At 44.1% G+C, this 15,313-nt stretch carries 17 protein-coding genes; 16 read left to right on the top strand and 1 reads right to left on the bottom strand.

The genetic code is table 11. The features are described from left to right. Positions 1–655: 655 nt before the first annotated feature. Positions 656–802, top strand: coding sequence for a hypothetical protein (locus tag ACJJIF_RS12185; protein ID WP_444928620.1), 147 nt, complete (start codon positions 656–658; stop codon positions 800–802). Between the two features lie 252 nt (positions 803–1,054). Then, positions 1,055–2,062 (top strand): CsgG/HfaB family protein, encoded by a 1,008-nt coding sequence (locus tag ACJJIF_RS12180; RefSeq protein ID WP_444928619.1) that lies wholly within the window; start codon positions 1,055–1,057, stop codon positions 2,060–2,062. Positions 2,063–2,669: 607 nt separating this feature from the next. On the opposite strand, the gene ACJJIF_RS12175 is transcribed toward ACJJIF_RS12180, so the two are convergent. Continuing rightward, a complete protein-coding gene (locus tag ACJJIF_RS12175; RefSeq protein ID WP_444928618.1) occupies positions 2,670–3,650 on the bottom strand; it encodes an integron integrase in 981 nt (326 codons plus the stop codon). Between the two features lie 873 nt (positions 3,651–4,523). Between ACJJIF_RS12175 and ACJJIF_RS12170 the strand changes: the two genes are divergently transcribed. From ACJJIF_RS12170 to ACJJIF_RS12105, 14 genes are all read left to right on the top strand, one after another. Then, entirely contained in the window at positions 4,524–5,168 is a 645-nt protein-coding gene (locus ACJJIF_RS12170; RefSeq protein WP_444928617.1) for a hypothetical protein, read from the top strand. Positions 5,169–5,282: 114 nt separating this feature from the next. After that, the gene (locus ACJJIF_RS12165; RefSeq protein WP_444928616.1) at positions 5,283–5,615 is read left to right on the top strand and encodes a hypothetical protein; all 333 of its coding nucleotides are present in this window, start codon (positions 5,283–5,285) and stop codon (positions 5,613–5,615) included. A gap of 139 nt (positions 5,616–5,754) precedes the next feature. Continuing rightward, positions 5,755–6,081 carry a hypothetical protein gene (locus tag ACJJIF_RS12160; RefSeq protein WP_444928615.1) on the top strand — a complete coding sequence of 109 codons (327 nt, stop codon included), beginning with the start codon at positions 5,755–5,757 and terminating at the stop codon, positions 6,079–6,081. Between the two features lie 206 nt (positions 6,082–6,287). Further along, the gene (locus ACJJIF_RS12155) at positions 6,288–7,652 is read left to right on the top strand and encodes an IS4 family transposase (protein WP_507021839.1); all 1,365 of its coding nucleotides are present in this window, start codon (positions 6,288–6,290) and stop codon (positions 7,650–7,652) included. A gap of 55 nt (positions 7,653–7,707) precedes the next feature. Next, a complete protein-coding gene (locus ACJJIF_RS12150) occupies positions 7,708–8,184 on the top strand; it encodes a hypothetical protein (RefSeq protein ID WP_444928613.1) in 477 nt (158 codons plus the stop codon). Between the two features lie 502 nt (positions 8,185–8,686). Further along, a complete protein-coding gene (locus ACJJIF_RS12145) occupies positions 8,687–9,019 on the top strand; it encodes a hypothetical protein (RefSeq protein WP_444928612.1) in 333 nt (110 codons plus the stop codon). Positions 9,020–9,125: 106 nt separating this feature from the next. Then, positions 9,126–9,458, top strand: coding sequence for a hypothetical protein (locus ACJJIF_RS12140; protein WP_444928611.1), 333 nt, complete (start codon positions 9,126–9,128; stop codon positions 9,456–9,458). Between the two features lie 100 nt (positions 9,459–9,558). Next, entirely contained in the window at positions 9,559–9,828 is a 270-nt protein-coding gene (locus ACJJIF_RS12135; protein WP_444928610.1) for a hypothetical protein, read from the top strand. 108 nt (positions 9,829–9,936) lie between these two features. Then, positions 9,937–10,272 carry a hypothetical protein gene (locus ACJJIF_RS12130; RefSeq protein WP_444928609.1) on the top strand — a complete coding sequence of 112 codons (336 nt, stop codon included), beginning with the start codon at positions 9,937–9,939 and terminating at the stop codon, positions 10,270–10,272. A gap of 108 nt (positions 10,273–10,380) precedes the next feature. After that, on the top strand, positions 10,381–10,683 hold the full coding sequence (tnpA, locus tag ACJJIF_RS12125) for an IS66 family insertion sequence element accessory protein TnpA (protein ID WP_444928608.1): 303 nt from the start codon (positions 10,381–10,383) through the stop codon (positions 10,681–10,683). After that, positions 10,677–11,033, top strand: a complete 357-nt coding sequence (tnpB, locus tag ACJJIF_RS12120) for an IS66 family insertion sequence element accessory protein TnpB (RefSeq protein WP_444928607.1) — start codon at positions 10,677–10,679, stop codon at positions 11,031–11,033. The genes tnpA and tnpB overlap by 7 nt, the downstream gene beginning before the upstream one ends. A gap of 35 nt (positions 11,034–11,068) precedes the next feature. Further along, a complete protein-coding gene (gene tnpC, locus ACJJIF_RS12115; RefSeq protein ID WP_444932334.1) occupies positions 11,069–12,658 on the top strand; it encodes an IS66 family transposase in 1,590 nt (529 codons plus the stop codon). A gap of 338 nt (positions 12,659–12,996) precedes the next feature. After that, positions 12,997–14,135 (top strand): IS3 family transposase gene (locus ACJJIF_RS12110; RefSeq protein WP_444928606.1). Its coding sequence is split into 2 segments (ribosomal slippage): positions 12,997–13,246 and positions 13,246–14,135, totalling 1,140 coding nucleotides; the frame shifts between segments, so codons are not numbered across the junction. Between the two features lie 611 nt (positions 14,136–14,746). Beyond that, on the top strand, positions 14,747–15,256 hold the full coding sequence (locus tag ACJJIF_RS12105; protein WP_444928605.1) for a hypothetical protein: 510 nt from the start codon (positions 14,747–14,749) through the stop codon (positions 15,254–15,256). The last annotated feature ends 57 nt before the right edge of the window (positions 15,257–15,313 follow it).

The raw sequence follows: 15,313 nt of genomic DNA, 5'->3' as shown, positions 1-15,313 counted from the left end.
GACTTCTACATTTGGCGGTCGCCTAAATTTGTTGAAGGGGTTGTAACCCTTTTTAAGCTTCTGCCAAAAAGAATACCTTGATTGTCCCGGTATTGAGCTAAAATTTCCTATTCTAGAGGGAAGGGAATACATAACCCCTGATCACTTTTTGGCCCGACTCTATGTGTCATCAGGGCGCTACCGGTTATTCAGTGGTGCTGGTCATATTGGTTGGGGTATCCCAGATTAAAGGATAGGTGGTATTAGCTCCAGGGATTTAGCCGGTTAGCACAGATAAAGTAAAAACCCCCTTTCAATTTTGGGCCTAGTTTCCCTACTGCCATTTAGTTCTCTTTAAGTTAAACCAATCACTGAGCCATATGTAAACAATAATAAAGTTGGGTTAATCCTTATGGTTTTTTTGTTTGGATAGGGTTCGTGTCAATATTCTTCTACATCTTGAACCTTAGATGGCCCAAGTGGCTTGAGAGATGCTTATAGTCGGGCATTAAATTCAGAGTGATTACTTACTTTGTTGGTACGATAGTGTGGCGTCATTCGGTGTGCTGATTTTACAAGATTTTTAATGACCGTTGTGTTAAATTAGTCTCAAGAAACAGGTAAGTTAATAGTGATCATAAAGATTACTTAATAAACATGAAAAAAGGGAGATGTTGTGAGTAGCTGGGTTCAGTATGGTTGCGTGAAGAAAATAAATAAAAACCAGTTTTCTGAAAATCAGCAATTAGATCTAGAGTCTGAGGGTTCATTGAGTAAATTTTCTATCAGTAAAGTAGATGGTTATAAAATTAATAAGTCATAACTAATATGAAGATCTGTCCTTTGATCGCTTGGTATGAGGCGTGGGAGGGGCGAGTCTTACAGGAAACTAGTGTGGTGTAAAAATAGATTGCTGTTATAGAAAAACCTTGAGATATAGGTCTGAAACATATTTATAATTTGCAAATAGCTATTTTTATAGGTTTTTATGCCTACACTTAGTTTGTCACAGAACACTAGTTAATGAAAATGTAAAAGGCCGTAGTCCCCAGCACTTTCGTCTGGATAGGTTGATGTGTGTTCAGGTGAACAAACGGATAACATTATTAAATTAAATGTAGGCGTTCTTATCAAAAAAGGAGTAAAGAATATGAAGGCTGTATTTGGTTATTTGCTGGTATTTATGGGCTTGTTTAGTGGGCCTGTTTTTGCGCAGAAGGTAACTATAGCAATTGGTGACATTGAATACCGGGCAAAGGACAGTAGTGAAAATAAAAGATATATGGCCTATGGGAATGGTTCAAGAGAGGATACTCGTGCTTTTGTTGATATGCTTACAACTGCTTTGGTTAAAGCCAGAAAATTTGAAGTCATAGAAAGAGATAGAATGGCCGTGATTTTGAAAGAGCAAGGCCTTAGTATGGAGGGAGTAGTTAATGGCGGTTACGATGGAGATGGGTTCAATTTAAAGGGTGTAGACTACATTCTGACTGGAGCTATTACTGAATATGGCGAAACAGCTAATGCAATGAAGGTCGCGGGATTTTCTACTGGCAAAAGGATAGCAACTATGGCGGTTGATATTCGTGTACTTGATGTTGCAAATGGCTCAATAGGCTTCGCAGATACAGTAAGAGCTGAAGCGAAGGGAGGAAATGCTTTAAATGTAACTGGCTTTGCTAGTGTTGGGGACAATAGTAGTGGAGCTTTACTGGGGCAGGTTATGCGGGAAACAGCAAATAATATAACAAACCTAATTGTTTCCACTATATATCCTATAAAAGTTGTTGCCGTGACCAAAAAGGGTGATGTGATGTTGAATTATGGAAACGGCTACCTGAAGGAAGGCTATCAACTAGAAATATACAGCCAAGGTGAGTCCTTCATCGATCCCGATACTGGCGAAGAGCTAGGCAGCGAAGAAGAGTTGATAGGGAAGGTTTCTGTCTTTAGTGCGCAAGCAAAATACTCTAAAGCCAAGGTTATTGATAAAATTGCAGAAATTGAAAAGGGAATGGTTGCTCGAGTCGTTAGTAAGGAGAAGGCCAAGGAAGAGAAGGCTGACAAGAAGAAGCTATGGTAAGTAATTTGTTGCTCAAATAATAGTAAGCCAGCCTGAAAAAATTCATCTGTAATTTTTTCAGGTTGGTAAATTTCACATCTGAGTTGTATCCCTTAATTCCTATAATAATCAACACATTTGACGGTAATAGTGGTTACGGCCCAATTGTAGCTATGTGCTACGAACCCATAGAAAGCTTTTTTTCTGGAAAATCGTAGGCGGGGTTTTGAAGTATGCGAGAGCTCCTTGCTGAATTAAGAGTGTTGCTATTATTCAACTTGAGGCAATACTCCCTCGAAAAGTCCAGTACAACTCGAATATCTATGTCGACTGGTTTATAGGCAGGGCTTTTGTCTTGGTTCCCATGCAGTAACTCGCATCAAAATTTTTGCAAACTATGAAAGAATATCCACCCAGTCAGGTACCCGGGTCTTTTAATTTGGGTAAGGTACAGGAGTAGCTGTAAGCTGGGGCAAGTAGTAATAATTAACAATATAATTACTGAAGATTTGACATTAATGGTATTACCTGGGGACATATTTAATGTAAAATTGTAGACGGATAAAATCAACAAAGCTTGGCCCAAAGCCAGCTACTACTCATAGGCATGGCTGCCAGGAGACTGAAATCAGTCAAGAGGGCTGGTAACACCACGCTCGTGTACACCTATAACATGGGTATAAATCATGGTTGTACTGATATCGCTGTGGCCGAGCAGCTCTTGAATACTGCGTATATCAGTACCAGCACGCAGAAGATTGGTGGCAAAAGAGTGGCGAAATGTATGGCAACTCGCCTTCTTGCGAATATTGAGGGTTGAAACGGCCTTGGAAACAGCTCGCCTCACTTGCTGCTCACCAATATGATGCCGTCGCATCATATTGCTGCGAGGGTCTTGCGCTCGAAATCGAGCGGGGAATACATACTGCCAAGCAGCACTCGTAGCTGCTTGTGGGTACTTTTTCGCCAGAGCGAAAGGTAAATAGACATGTCCATAGCCCTCCGCCAAATCCTGCTGATGTAGAGAAAGCGCATGTGCTATCTGCACCTTGAGGGGCTTAATTAGAGACCGAGGCAGTAGTGTTCTTCGCCACTTCTCCCCCTTGGACTCCCGTACTATCAAACATTGATCACTAAAATCAATGTCCTGTACCCTAAGCCGCACAGCCTCCATAACTCTAAGGCCTGAACCATACATTAATGAAGCAGCAAGCTTATTTGGGCCGCTAAGGTGCTCTAATACGGAGGTTGCCTCTTCATGGCTAAAAGTAACAGGCAATCGCTTAGGCCGATGGCTTTGTTCAAACTTTAGTTGCCCTAATTCAATATCCAGAAACTGCTTATATAGAAAGACAATTGCATTCAAAGCGGTTTTTTGGGTATTGGCTGATACATTGCGATTAGCAGCAAGGTGACTTAACCACTGATCTATTTCAGCCTTTCCGAGATCTTGCGGATGTTGCATCCCATGAAAGCGTATAAAGTCTTTCACCCAGAAACAGTAGGCCTTCTCTGTTTTGTATGCCAAATAGCGAGACCGTATAAACGTCCTAAAACGGTCCATAAAGCGGGATGGCCGCTGGGGTAGCGGAATAGGGATGTCATCCATTTCTACAGCCTCAATACTGTATGGATTAACAGTCTAATAAGTATTTAATCGGGAGTCACCTAGATTTTCGATCAGTTTGACCGTTATTTTTGGCTAAGGGCCGGAATACGTAAAAAATTGATACATTACAAGGGGTTAGGGAAATGCTGTAAAATGGAGATAGTAGTCAAAGTGATCGTTTTTGCATTTGGTACAATCGTTCTAAAAAGGAGGTAGCATACTGATTTTCCTTGGGTTTTGTGTGTTTTTTCGTTAGATTGATTCCAGGATAGTAATCAGGATAATAGTGGTCAGAATGATTACTATATAAATGTTATTGTGGCGGTCGATTTTATTGATTTTTCGTAGTAACTGAAGCTTTAGTGCCACTAAATTGCAGCCGATATTGAGCCCTTTTTACTGGTTGCTATTCAAGCAGTTTCGTTCCTAGGGTATTTGCTCAAGTGTGGTAGAGGTGGGCAGTCTGCTGCAATTTCGTGGAGTGCCAGTAAAATAGGAATTGGTTGGGGAAAGTGCGGTATTCTTTCCCCGTAAATATTGGGCAGCGGCCAACCAAGCTATGGTTGGCAAAGTGCTAGTAGTCGGTCCCGAGCGCGCCAACCATAACCAGGCTAGGCAAGCTCGCCCACCCCCTTCGGGGCTGGGCTGGACAGCCTACGCGTTGCTTCGGCTGCCCTTGCTAGCGGCGTTATTGTGGCGGTCGGTTTTATTGATTTTCCGTGGTAACTGAAGGTTTAGTGCTACTAAATAGCATCCGGTGTTGAGCGATTTTACTGATTGCTATTCAAGCAGTTTCGCTCCTAGAGTGTTCGCTCGGGTGTTGTAAAAAGAGGCAGTCCGCTGCAATTTCGCGGATTGCCAGTAAGATAGGAATTGGTTGGGGAAAGTGCGGTATTCTTTCCTCGTAAATATTGGGCAGCGCCCAGCCAAACTATGGCTGGCAAAGTGCTAGTAGTCGGTCCCGAGCGCGCCAGCCATAACCAGGCTAGTCAAGCTCGCCCAACCCCTTCGGGGCTGGGCTGGACAGCCTACGCGTTGCTTCGGCTGCCCTTGCTAGCGGCGTTAAGCGCAAACATGGAAAGTCCAACTATCGTTAATAATCTTGATGGCTATCTTCAGTGCCTTAGAAGGCTTAGCAACAATGCTTGCGACTTCTGGGCAAATTCGTATGTACATGATGGCAATCTTGAAAAGGGGCTTATAAGCCACCTAAATGGCCAAGATGTGTCCATTGGTAAATCGTATAGAACCAATTACGAAGGCATCAGCGCTGAGTTATCCAAACACGTATTTCAAAAAGTAACCTGTGTAAGTGAAGACCAAAAAAATCTCATTGAATGGGATATAACCGAATACATTGAAATGGCTTGCAGAGAGGTTGATGAAGAAGCCAACCCAATTTACAAAGAACAATCTATGATCTTCCAGGCCAAATCAGAGTTTCATGGTGAATACATCTACTTGGTAGTTCCGGCTTCCAATCAGGCAATAGTTGTCGGTTTTGCAACACGCGCTTAACAAATTGCTGCATCCGACCACCTACACTGTGCTGTACGCTTACGCTAGCACAAAGCAGCTACGCTCCGGTGGCGGCTGAGCAAGGCGTTATGCATTATGGGGGTTTTAGTCAAAATGAATAATGCGGTTAAAATAATGCTAGGTACCTCGAGTGGGATACTCATTGGGATAGGTACCGCTTTTCTGGCAACGCTTTACTCTCAGATTTTTGGGATTGTTATGGGTTTGACTCTACTAATTTCAGGTATTTCTGGCTTAGTGGTTGTCAAGCACCCGTCTAAAGCTTTTTTCTATGCATCGGCTACCTCACAAGTTCTTATTGGTGCTTCCGTTTTTGGGGTAACTGCTGCCTCAAAGCCTCATCTTTTCAATTTTTCGTGGTCTCTTGCTGTTGTACTATTGGCTTTGTTTTCAATTATATTGGGCCGCAAACATGGTCATGCATAACAAGGTTAGGCAATATCAGTCGCTTCGCTCCTTGGACAGCCTGGTCATTGCGCCAGCTGTGCATGGCTTCGCCATTATTGCACAGCCACCACAACAACAAGTCTGCCGTTGCTAACGGCGTTATGTGTAAATTAGAATTATGAAAAATTTAAGAATTGGTGGTTTTTTCCTGCAGTTTCATGGCTATATTCTGCTGGCCTGTTTTGTAGGATTGATATTGTTTTCGTTGTTCTCTGGCGTTGTTGGTGTTTCATTGGCGCAGATTCTTGTACTTAGTATATTTATCGTATTCACCGCAGCATTAATCTTAACCGGTAAGAAAGTTAAGTTAGGAAACCGCAAATATAAGATTATTGGACTTGCGCTTGCCGCTATTAGTCTTGTTACATCTCCAGTGGGCATGATCTTGGGTCTGGTGTCTCTATTTTTCCAAGTAAAGGGAAGTGGTGAATATACAAACACATAACAATCGGCTGCAGCGCGAAGCCCAGCACTCCAGTTGCCTTGTGCTGGTTCGCTGCGCTCCCAGCTCAACACAAGGCAACTTCCGCATTGGGCTCGGCTGAGCCGGGCGCTAAGTTTTATACACAAGTTTTTCCAGTTTTATTATGTAAATCAATAAGTTACAGTTTGTCCTGGTAAGAATTACAGATTTGATTTGATTGGATTATTATGCAGGACTGGGTCATGGACGAAGTAAAAAATCAGGTTATGGGTGATACACGCTTGAATAAGCGCTTGTCCAATATTCTTAGTAGTTTAAGTTCAGATCCAAAGAGTAGCATTCCCTGTGCAAACAAAACTTGGGCAGAAACGTTTGCGGCTTATCGTTTTATCGAAAATGATAAAGTCAACTTTGACTCTATTATGAGCGGCCATAAATCAGCAACTCTTGAGAGAATCAAGGCGCAGCCCGTTGTTCTTATCCCTCAAGATACCACCTTTCTAAATTTTGCCACTGACTTAGAAAGTAAAGAGATGGGAACACTTAGGCGGAAAGAGACCAATCAGCAACTGTTGCACACCTCCATCGCTATAACGCCATCAAGAGTTAACTTGGGTGTCGTTGAGGGCAGTATGTGGCAGAGAGATAAGGAGTCAAGCGCCAATTCCCGCTATACCAAGTCGATAAAGGATAAGGAGAGTCGACGCTGGCTAGACCATTACGAATCTGCTTGTCAGATACAGGAGCGCTGTCCTGAAAGCACAATTGTGAGTATTGCTGATAGAGAGGGTGATATTCATGAGTGGTTTCAACTGGCTGAAGATCAAAGCGAACAGAGGCGGGCGAGCTATATCGTTCGAGCTAAGGCCAATCGCACTTTAGAGATCGATGGAGAAGAAACGGTTTTGCTTTGGGATCATATGAATGAGCAGAAATCTATTGGTCAATACACGGTAGATATTCCCAAGCGGAATGGAGAACCTGGAAGAAAAGCCAAAGTTAGCGTATCCACTACTGAAATACGATTACTAGGAAAAGGAAAATCTAAAAGACCACTTTCTCTCTATGCTGTACTGGCTAAAGAATTAACCCCACCAGAGGGTGAGAAAGGGATTGAGTGGATGCTGTTGACGGATCTTTCAGTTGAAGACTTTAAGCAGGCGAGGGTTATCATTGAGTGGTATCGAAGCCGGTGGGAAATTGAAACCTATTTTCGAGTGTTAAAAGGTGGATGTCAGATAGAAAGTAATCGTTTTAGAACAGAGCAGCGAATGCTGAACTGCATTGCGATCTATATGATTATTGGATGGCGACTACATTCGATAACTACACGAGCACGAAGACTTCCTGAAGCACCGTGTACGAGTGCCTACTCTGAAAAAGAATGGCGTATGATATGGATGATGCGAGATAAAACTACTCCACCAAATGAACCCCCAAGCATGAGGGATATAACCCGCATGCTGGCAGGTTTAGGAGGTTTTTTGGGGCGTAAAGGGGATGGTGAGCCAGGGGTGAAAACCGTTTGGCAGGGATACACCAAGCTACTTCATTATATTGAGGCAGCAGAAGCTCTAAATGGACTTAAATAATGTGTATAAAACACAGGCCGGGCGTTAGGTGACATGTTCATATAAGGGAGATCGCGTGAATAAAGAAGAATTAACAAGTATCTTCAAAAAACTGGGGGCTGATTATCCGGAGTCATGGGCAGACAGTCAAATCGATGAAAATATACCTCAACTAGCAAGATTCATGTTTCTTAAGGGAGCATGGAATGGTGTTGTTCCAGACAATGAAGAATGGATCGATAATGTAATGGGACAATACGATGAAGATGATGATTCTCCATACAGTGGTATGGGGCATTCAATCAAGAAAATGATTGATTGTGGTGTGCCTCGTGAAGCGATCACTGAATTATCAAGATGTATTGCAGCAGAAATGATCTTTCATATTGGTTACATGCTAGATGACCCAGAAAGTATACCTGGAAATGAATATGTCGATTGGGCATTAGTTCAATTAGATGAGCAAGGTAATCCCCAAAATCAAATTTCTGGGTTACACGAGAGTGTTTTAGAAACAGATCCCACTGGGAGAGAAATGTGTCCCAGAGAGTAGCACCTAACAAGCGCGTGCAATCTGACCTCCGGCCACTGTCACCTTTTTTGCCAAAACCCGCAAAAAAGGCGCCAGTAGCCTCCGGCAGTTGACGCGGGCGTTAAATGCCGAGGAAAATTAATGCCAGCAATTAAGCGGCGATTAGCGGTAATAGTGGTAGCTACTACCCTTTACATTGCGCTAAACGTAGTAACTGTTTTGATCCAGTTTATCCCAGGGATGGTTAGCTATTTATTTTGGGGTGTCATCGGCCCGTTGGCCGCGATCATAGCTGCCTGGATTTACCTTAGAATTGGAGTCGAGAGCAGACGAAATTGGGTAATGTCATCTCTAGTGGCCACAGGTTTGTACGTGGCCCTAGGATATTCTTCGCTCTACTATATTGGGAGCTTATGGGCATCTGTGTAAAGCATTTAACAAGCGCAGGCATAGCGACGGCTTTTCTGTTGCGGCTGCGCCTCCACTACAAAGCCGCGCGTGCTGCGAGCGTTAGGCGATAAGAATGGCGATTGAGATTTACTATGATTCAGCTCTTAAAGGCACAGACATACGTGGAGCCGCTATTCATATTGATGATGTTCTTCATGAACAGTTAATAAATTTGTGTGTTTCGAATGAAGTTAAATATAGCCACCTAGTTGCTATAGCTCTTATCGAAGACGATCAATGTCTAGATATAGATCCTGGAAATACAGAACGGTTTATCCTTGAGCTAAGAGCTTTAATGGATGAAGACACTTTGTTTGAACCAGTAAAACCAAGCATTGAACGGTTTATTTGTGTTTTAAATAAGGCAAATGAACATCATAGTAAATTAAATGTGTACCTTGACTGAATTTTACCGCCTAACAAGTGGCGGCAATACGCAGCCTTTGGCTGCCGGACTCAGCACTGTGTGCTTCGTCGTTGCGCCAGGCGTTAGGCGGTAAAGGATCTTGCGATTGGAATCTGTAGAAGACATTTGGAAAGACAAGTCATTTGACGAGTCTAGTCTGTCGGTTTTGGAAGAGATACTCATTAAAGACCCTTGCAAAGTATCTTTTTTTGTCGAACAGTTCCATGAACCAAAAAATAGAGTACTAGGCTGGGATTTCCTTTATCTTATAATCCTATATGCCTTGCCTTACAAACCTGCTATTGATTATGCAATTGGCGAAGAAGAATGGGCAGAGGAAGATTTTTCAGAGTTTGAATGGTACAGCAAGGGAGGTTACTCCCCCGTATTGGAAACTGAATTTTTAAATTGGCTTAGCTACAATGCGCCTAACCAATAGCTGCATCGGACTCGTCAAAGTGTCACGCCTTTTGTTCCAAAAGTCGCGCCACTTTAACTCCCCGTTGAGCTAGGCGTTATAGAGCAGCAGGGTTCGAGTAATGGAAGTACCTATATCCCAAGAATTCGTAAAAATCTGTAAGCAAATTAAAGCCAAATCGTATTCAATCTCCCAGTGGTCCGAAATAGAATCCGATGATATGTTTCACTCAGGTTCTTTTCGTGGTGGCTTTGATGCAGATGAACAGGAGTTCTGCTTTAGCTTTTATGACCAAGCTGGAGATGAGTATTGGTTTCAAGTAAGTCTTTCTTCAATCATAGAAATAGCTAGTGGTATACAGCTTAAAATTGTAGGTAGGGCTGCAGAGTGAAGGCCTATAACAAGGTGCTCAAACACCGTTCCGGCCGAAAGCGGCCTCCACTGGACGCGCAAAAAGCGCGCGCCGTTTAGCACGGCGTTATAAGTCATAGGAAATATCGTGCTTCAATGGGATGAAACAGAATTTGTTGGGATTTTGGAAGTAATCCCTGAGGTTGTCGAGGACGAAGGCGGTGGACCATTTTATGTTTTCAGAGTCCAGGAGAACGGCCTTGAACTAGAACTTACAATATTTCCTTTTGAGGAGGACGTTCGATTCAGGTTGTTCCGAGAAAATCAGAATCATGTCTTGTTCGAATATCAAATAATGGGGTGCAAGTTCGCGCGTCATAACCCTGCACCCAACCAAGAGGGTTACCTTTCGTTCATAAGCAAGACTGGTATCGAGGTCACGCTCTCTGTTAAACCAGATATCGAGATTCTAATTAGTGAGTAGTCAACTTATAACAAGTAAAGGCACCCGGTAAGCGCTCAATAAAGCCCACCTAAAAATCCAAGTGCCCATCCGCTACGATCCTGGTTTTTAAACGATCAGGAGATCTACATGACAGAGCAAAGTAAATCAGGCTTCTGGATGATGCATGTCACTAAGTGGAAGGATAGCGGGCTTTCACAGACAGCCTACTGCCGGGAGCATCAGCTCAGACTCAGTACCTTTACTTATTGGCGCGGCAAGGAGGCCAAGAAGACCCCGAAATTGATTCCGCTATCAGTATCACCGAGATCTACTGATGAAACTGTAGTTGTGACTCTTCCTGGAAATGCAAAGATACATCTCCGTGAATCCACACTCGAACGGACACTGCCAATGGTTTTACACCTACTTCGAGAGCAACCTGAATGTTGAGGCCAAGACAGTCTGCGGAGATCTATCTTTATGCCGAACCTGTGGATATGCGCAAATCTATTGATGGTCTGGCGGCGATAGTGGAAGCAGAGATGGAGCTATCACCAATGCAAGATGCTATCTTTGTCTTCTGTAATCGCGGTCGAGACAAGATTAAGCTTTTGTATTGGGAGCGCAATGGGTTTATCGTTTGGTATAAACGATTGGAGAAACAGCGATTTCAGTGGCAATGGAGTGATATTTCAAAATACCACATACGTAATGGCAAGGATTTAAACCAGCTCCTTGATGGACTTAATATCTGGGAGCAGGAACCCCACCAAATCTTGCACCTTAACTCTGTTATATAGCTGTTCATCACGGTAAAATAGCAGCCATGGAAAACATGGACGCGAAACTATTACCCACCGATCCAGAAGCGTTAAAAACGCTTCTGCTTGAGCAATCTAAGAAAATTTTTGAGCAGGATTCCAGGCTTAAAGAAAATCACAAGCATATCCGCTTTCTCGAAGAGCAAATTGCTTTGCTTCGCAATCAGCGCTTCGGCAAAAGCAGTGAGAAAAGCTCGCCAGACCAGATTGGCCTGTTCAATGAAGCCGAGTCTGAGGCGACAGATAGCCTGTGTGAAGAAGAGGGTGAAGGCGAAGCTACTGAGGCAGTAATAGAGTCTGCTAGTTACACTCGAAGAAAATCATCCGGGCGCAAACCTCTACCTGCTGACCTTCCCCGTGTACGTATAGAGCATGATCTTCCTAAAAAAGAAAAAATCTGTGATTGCGGCTGTGCACTTAAAGCTATTGGTGAAGAAGTCAGTGAACAGCTGGATATTATCCCGGCAAAGATCCAAGTTCTACAGCATGTCCGTAAGAAATATGCTTGTGGCAACTGTGAAGTAGGTGTAAAGACTGCGGCATTGCCTGCTCAACCTATCCCAAAAAGCAATGCCAGCCCTAACTTGCTGGCATATATCACCACAGCCAAGTACCAGGATGCCATGCCTCTGGCGCGTCTGGAAAAAGGTTTTCAGCGTATTCAAGTTGAATTGCCCAGAAGCACTCTGGCTAATTGGATGATACGTTGCAGTCACCTAGTGCAGCCACTCCTTAACCTTTTTAATGACAAGCTAAGAGAAGGGCCAGTCATCCAGTGTGATGAAACTCCTCTACAGGTATTAAACGAGCCAGAAAAGTCCGCACAAAGTAAATCCTATATGTGGATACGGCGAGGGGGGCTCCCAGATCAAAAAGTGATCCTGTTTGACTATTCACCCAGTCGCAGTGGCGCTATTGCTAGCGATTTACTTTCTGGCTATAGAGGTTATCTACAAACAGATGATTATTCTGGCTATTATGCAGTTGCCACAGAGGAGCAAATTACTCACCTTGGCTGCTGGGCACATGCACGCCGGAAATTTGTAGAAGCGCAAGTGACAACCAAAGCTAAGAGTAAGAATAAAAAATCCGGCAAAAGTAAACCCAGTAGAGCTGACATTGCAATCAACTACATTACCCATTTATACAATATTGAACGAAAAGGAAAAGAGCTGAGCGCTGAAGAAAGGTATCAACTGAGACAAAAAGAGAGTCTACCTGTGCTGGACAAGCTGCATGCCTGGCTCGAAAAAACACGTCCCAAGGTAATCCCGAAAAGCACTCTTGGAAAAGCGCTGAACTATTTGCATAAAAACTGGCGCAAGCTACAGATCTACACTGCCAGCGGTAATTTAAAGATCGACAACAATGCAGCGGAGAACGCCATCCGCCCCTTCGTTGTTGGCCGGAAAAACTGGCTCTTCAGTGCAACCCCAAGAGGCGCCCATGCCAGCGCCGCCCTATACAGCCTGATCGAAACCGCTAAAGGCAATGACCTCGAACCTTACGCCTATCTCTGCAAAGTATTTAGTGAACTGCCCAAGGCCCAATCTCTTGAAGATATTGAAGTGTTACTACCCTGGAATATCAAACAGGCAGATTAGTAGGGGGGTATCACACCCCCTACTAATCTGCCAGGTGGGGTTTATTGAGCGCTTACGGCACCCGACGCCAAAACCGCCGCTTCGCTTTGGTTTTGACGCAGGTGCTTTAGGCGTTATATTTCAGAGAAATCATGATAGATAGCAAGAAAAATCCAGTTGAATGGAGTCAATTAATGAGTGAGCTAGAAGATGCACATGAGCATCTAGGTGATCTCATTAAAGAAATGGGATCTAAGGGGAGCGTCGATATCGAGGGCTATTCTATAGATATAGCCTGTAGTGGTCTAATACTTCCGGACACTTCGCTAAGATGGTAAAACTACCAAGTGAGGTGACGTATGACAACAAAAGGTACACGCCGGCAATTCAAGCCGGAGTTCAAGAAAGACGCTGTAGCTCTTGTCTCTGAACAAGGCTATTCGATTTCTAAGGCCGCAGAGGCTGTAGGGACCACTGCTAATAACTTGCGACGCTGGGTAAAGGAGCTGAAGCAGGAAGAGAGCGGAGTAAGGTTGGATGCAGGCGAGCGCGCTGAATTGGATCGGTTGCGACGTGAAAACAAGCGCTTGCGGATGGAGAAGGAAATCCTAAAAAAGGCCAGCGCCTTCTTTGCGAAAGAAATGAAGTAAAGTACAGCTTCATCAAAGAGCAGAAAAGTAGCTTTCCAGTTAGGATGCTTTGCCGAGTAATGCAGGTAAAAAAGAGAAGCTATTACGATTGGTGCCATCGCAGTGATAGCTCAATAGATAGCCAAACATGGCAACTATGCCATCGCTTGAAGGCCTTATTTGCAGAATCTCGGCAGAGCTTGGGAAGCCGCCGACTAATGAAGCTATTACGCAGAGAGGGCTTTAAAATTGGGCGCTATCGAGTCCGAAAGCTAATGAAAAAGCTAGGTTTGGCAGTAAAACGCAAGAAGCGTTTTGCGTTGACGACAGATAGCAAACACCAACTGCCCATTGCAGAGAATCTTCTGAATAGGGATTTTTCGCCGAGTGCTAAAAATCAAGTTTGGGCTACGGATATTACATACATCTGGACGCTACAGGGATGGTTGTACTTGGCGGTAGTAATTGATCTCTATTCACGCCGGATAGTTGGTTGGCACCTAGATCGCCAGATGGAAACGGCTTTGGCGAGTCGTGCGCTGATGATGGCCGTCAATTTACGCACACCACCGCAAGGCCTTCTACACCACTCTGATCGAGGCAGTCAGTATGCCAGCCATACCTATCAGGCGTTGCTGAAGGAGCATGGAATGGTATGTTCAATGAGCCGTAAAGGAAATTGCTGGGACAACGCACCAACAGAACGGTTTTTTAGCAGCCTGAAGCGAGAGTGGCTAACGGGAAATCTCTATGAAACAAGGGTGGACGCGACAGCAGATGTGAGAGCCTATATTGCTTATTACAACTCATGCAGAATACACACAACATTGGGGGATGTAACCCCTATCGAATTTGAGAAATGTGCTTAAAGAGGTGTCCGGTTGGACTTGACCACAACAGCCCATATATATGCGCACTTAAATCGAGCGTGGAATTCCCGTGATTTCAAAGGTGAAATGAGTGAATCTCAATGGGAGGAGTTTCGTTCTTTTCCCTCTGATTTGGAGCCAATCGCGTAATGAAATATAACCAGCGGCGGCACAATCGGCCTTCGGCCTGGACTCAGCACTGCGTGCTTCGCCTGTGCGCCGGACGTTATTGTGGCGGTCGATTTTATTGATTTTTCGTAGTAACTGAAGCTTTAGTGCCACTAAATTGCAGCCGATATTGAGCCCTTTTTACTGGTTGCTATTCAAGCAGTTTCGTTCCTAGGGTATTTGCTCAAGTGTGGTAGAGGTGGGCAGTCTGCTGCAATTTCGTGGAGTGCCAGTAAAATAGGAATTGGTTGGGGAAAGTGCGGTATTCTTTCCTCGTAAATATTGGGCAGCGGCCAGCCAAACTATGGCTGGCAAAGTGCTGGTAGTCGGTCCCGAGCGCGCCAACCATAACCAGGCTAGGCAAGCTCGCCCAACCCCTTCGGGGCTGGGCTGGACAGCCTACGCGTTGCTTCGGCTGCTCTTGCTAGCGGCGTTAGGAAAATATGAAAAAGCAACGTCCCACAATCCCTATTGCTGGATGGAAATTGGCTACTCACCTAGAGGCCACCCGTGAGATTCAAAATCAAAAGGGTGTGCCAGCATACGGTTGTGATTGCGAGTGGTGTTTTAACTGGAAGCATTGTCTAAAGGTAATTCTTCCCGAAGACTTACGGGGGCAACTTACAAGAGTTGGGTTGGAGCTAGATCATCCTACCGATCTATATAAATACGAAAGTGATGAAGGTGGGACCAGCATAAGGGTTGTTTATCATGCTGTAGGTAAAATCCTAGAAGGTCCGAACCAATGGAAAAGTACCGACTTAGGTGAAATGCTTATGTATTCCACCATTAGAGAGAATCCCTATTTATCTCTGGTAGTGTTTCCACAAAGTCAGTCCCATGATGAATCTCCGGTACTAAAAAATACATCTGCAAGTGAACTTGTGCGTATTGATTTACGTCTTGTAATTCCAAACGAGGTAATAAGAAACAATGTGCCAAAATTCGCCTAACAAACACAGGCTGTCGGACGGCAAAACCTTCGCTCCTTTGTCGCTACGGCTTTGCCG

It is taken from the genome of Microbulbifer regidiadema (SeqCode), from assembly GCF_052467605.1.
This window is presented reverse-complemented; position numbering and strand designations above follow the sequence as displayed.

What these genes read in the sequence shown, in the direction of transcription:
- ACJJIF_RS12105 (WP_444928605.1), top strand. Translation starts at nt 14,747, where the DNA reads ATGAAAAAGCAACGTCCCACAATCCCTATTGCTGGATGGAAATTGGCT.
- ACJJIF_RS12155 (WP_507021839.1), top strand. Translation starts at nt 6,288, where the DNA reads ATGCAGGACTGGGTCATGGACGAAGTAAAAAATCAGGTTATGGGTGAT.
- tnpB (WP_444928607.1), top strand. Translation starts at nt 10,677, where the DNA reads ATGTTGAGGCCAAGACAGTCTGCGGAGATCTATCTTTATGCCGAACCT.
- ACJJIF_RS12175 (WP_444928618.1), bottom strand. Translation starts at nt 3,650, where the DNA reads ATGGATGACATCCCTATTCCGCTACCCCAGCGGCCATCCCGCTTTATG.
- ACJJIF_RS12145 (WP_444928612.1), top strand. Translation starts at nt 8,687, where the DNA reads ATGGCGATTGAGATTTACTATGATTCAGCTCTTAAAGGCACAGACATA.
- tnpA (WP_444928608.1), top strand. Translation starts at nt 10,381, where the DNA reads ATGACAGAGCAAAGTAAATCAGGCTTCTGGATGATGCATGTCACTAAG.
- ACJJIF_RS12165 (WP_444928616.1), top strand. Translation starts at nt 5,283, where the DNA reads ATGAATAATGCGGTTAAAATAATGCTAGGTACCTCGAGTGGGATACTC.
- ACJJIF_RS12135 (WP_444928610.1), top strand. Translation starts at nt 9,559, where the DNA reads ATGGAAGTACCTATATCCCAAGAATTCGTAAAAATCTGTAAGCAAATT.
- ACJJIF_RS12160 (WP_444928615.1), top strand. Translation starts at nt 5,755, where the DNA reads ATGAAAAATTTAAGAATTGGTGGTTTTTTCCTGCAGTTTCATGGCTAT.
- tnpC (WP_444932334.1), top strand. Translation starts at nt 11,069, where the DNA reads ATGGACGCGAAACTATTACCCACCGATCCAGAAGCGTTAAAAACGCTT.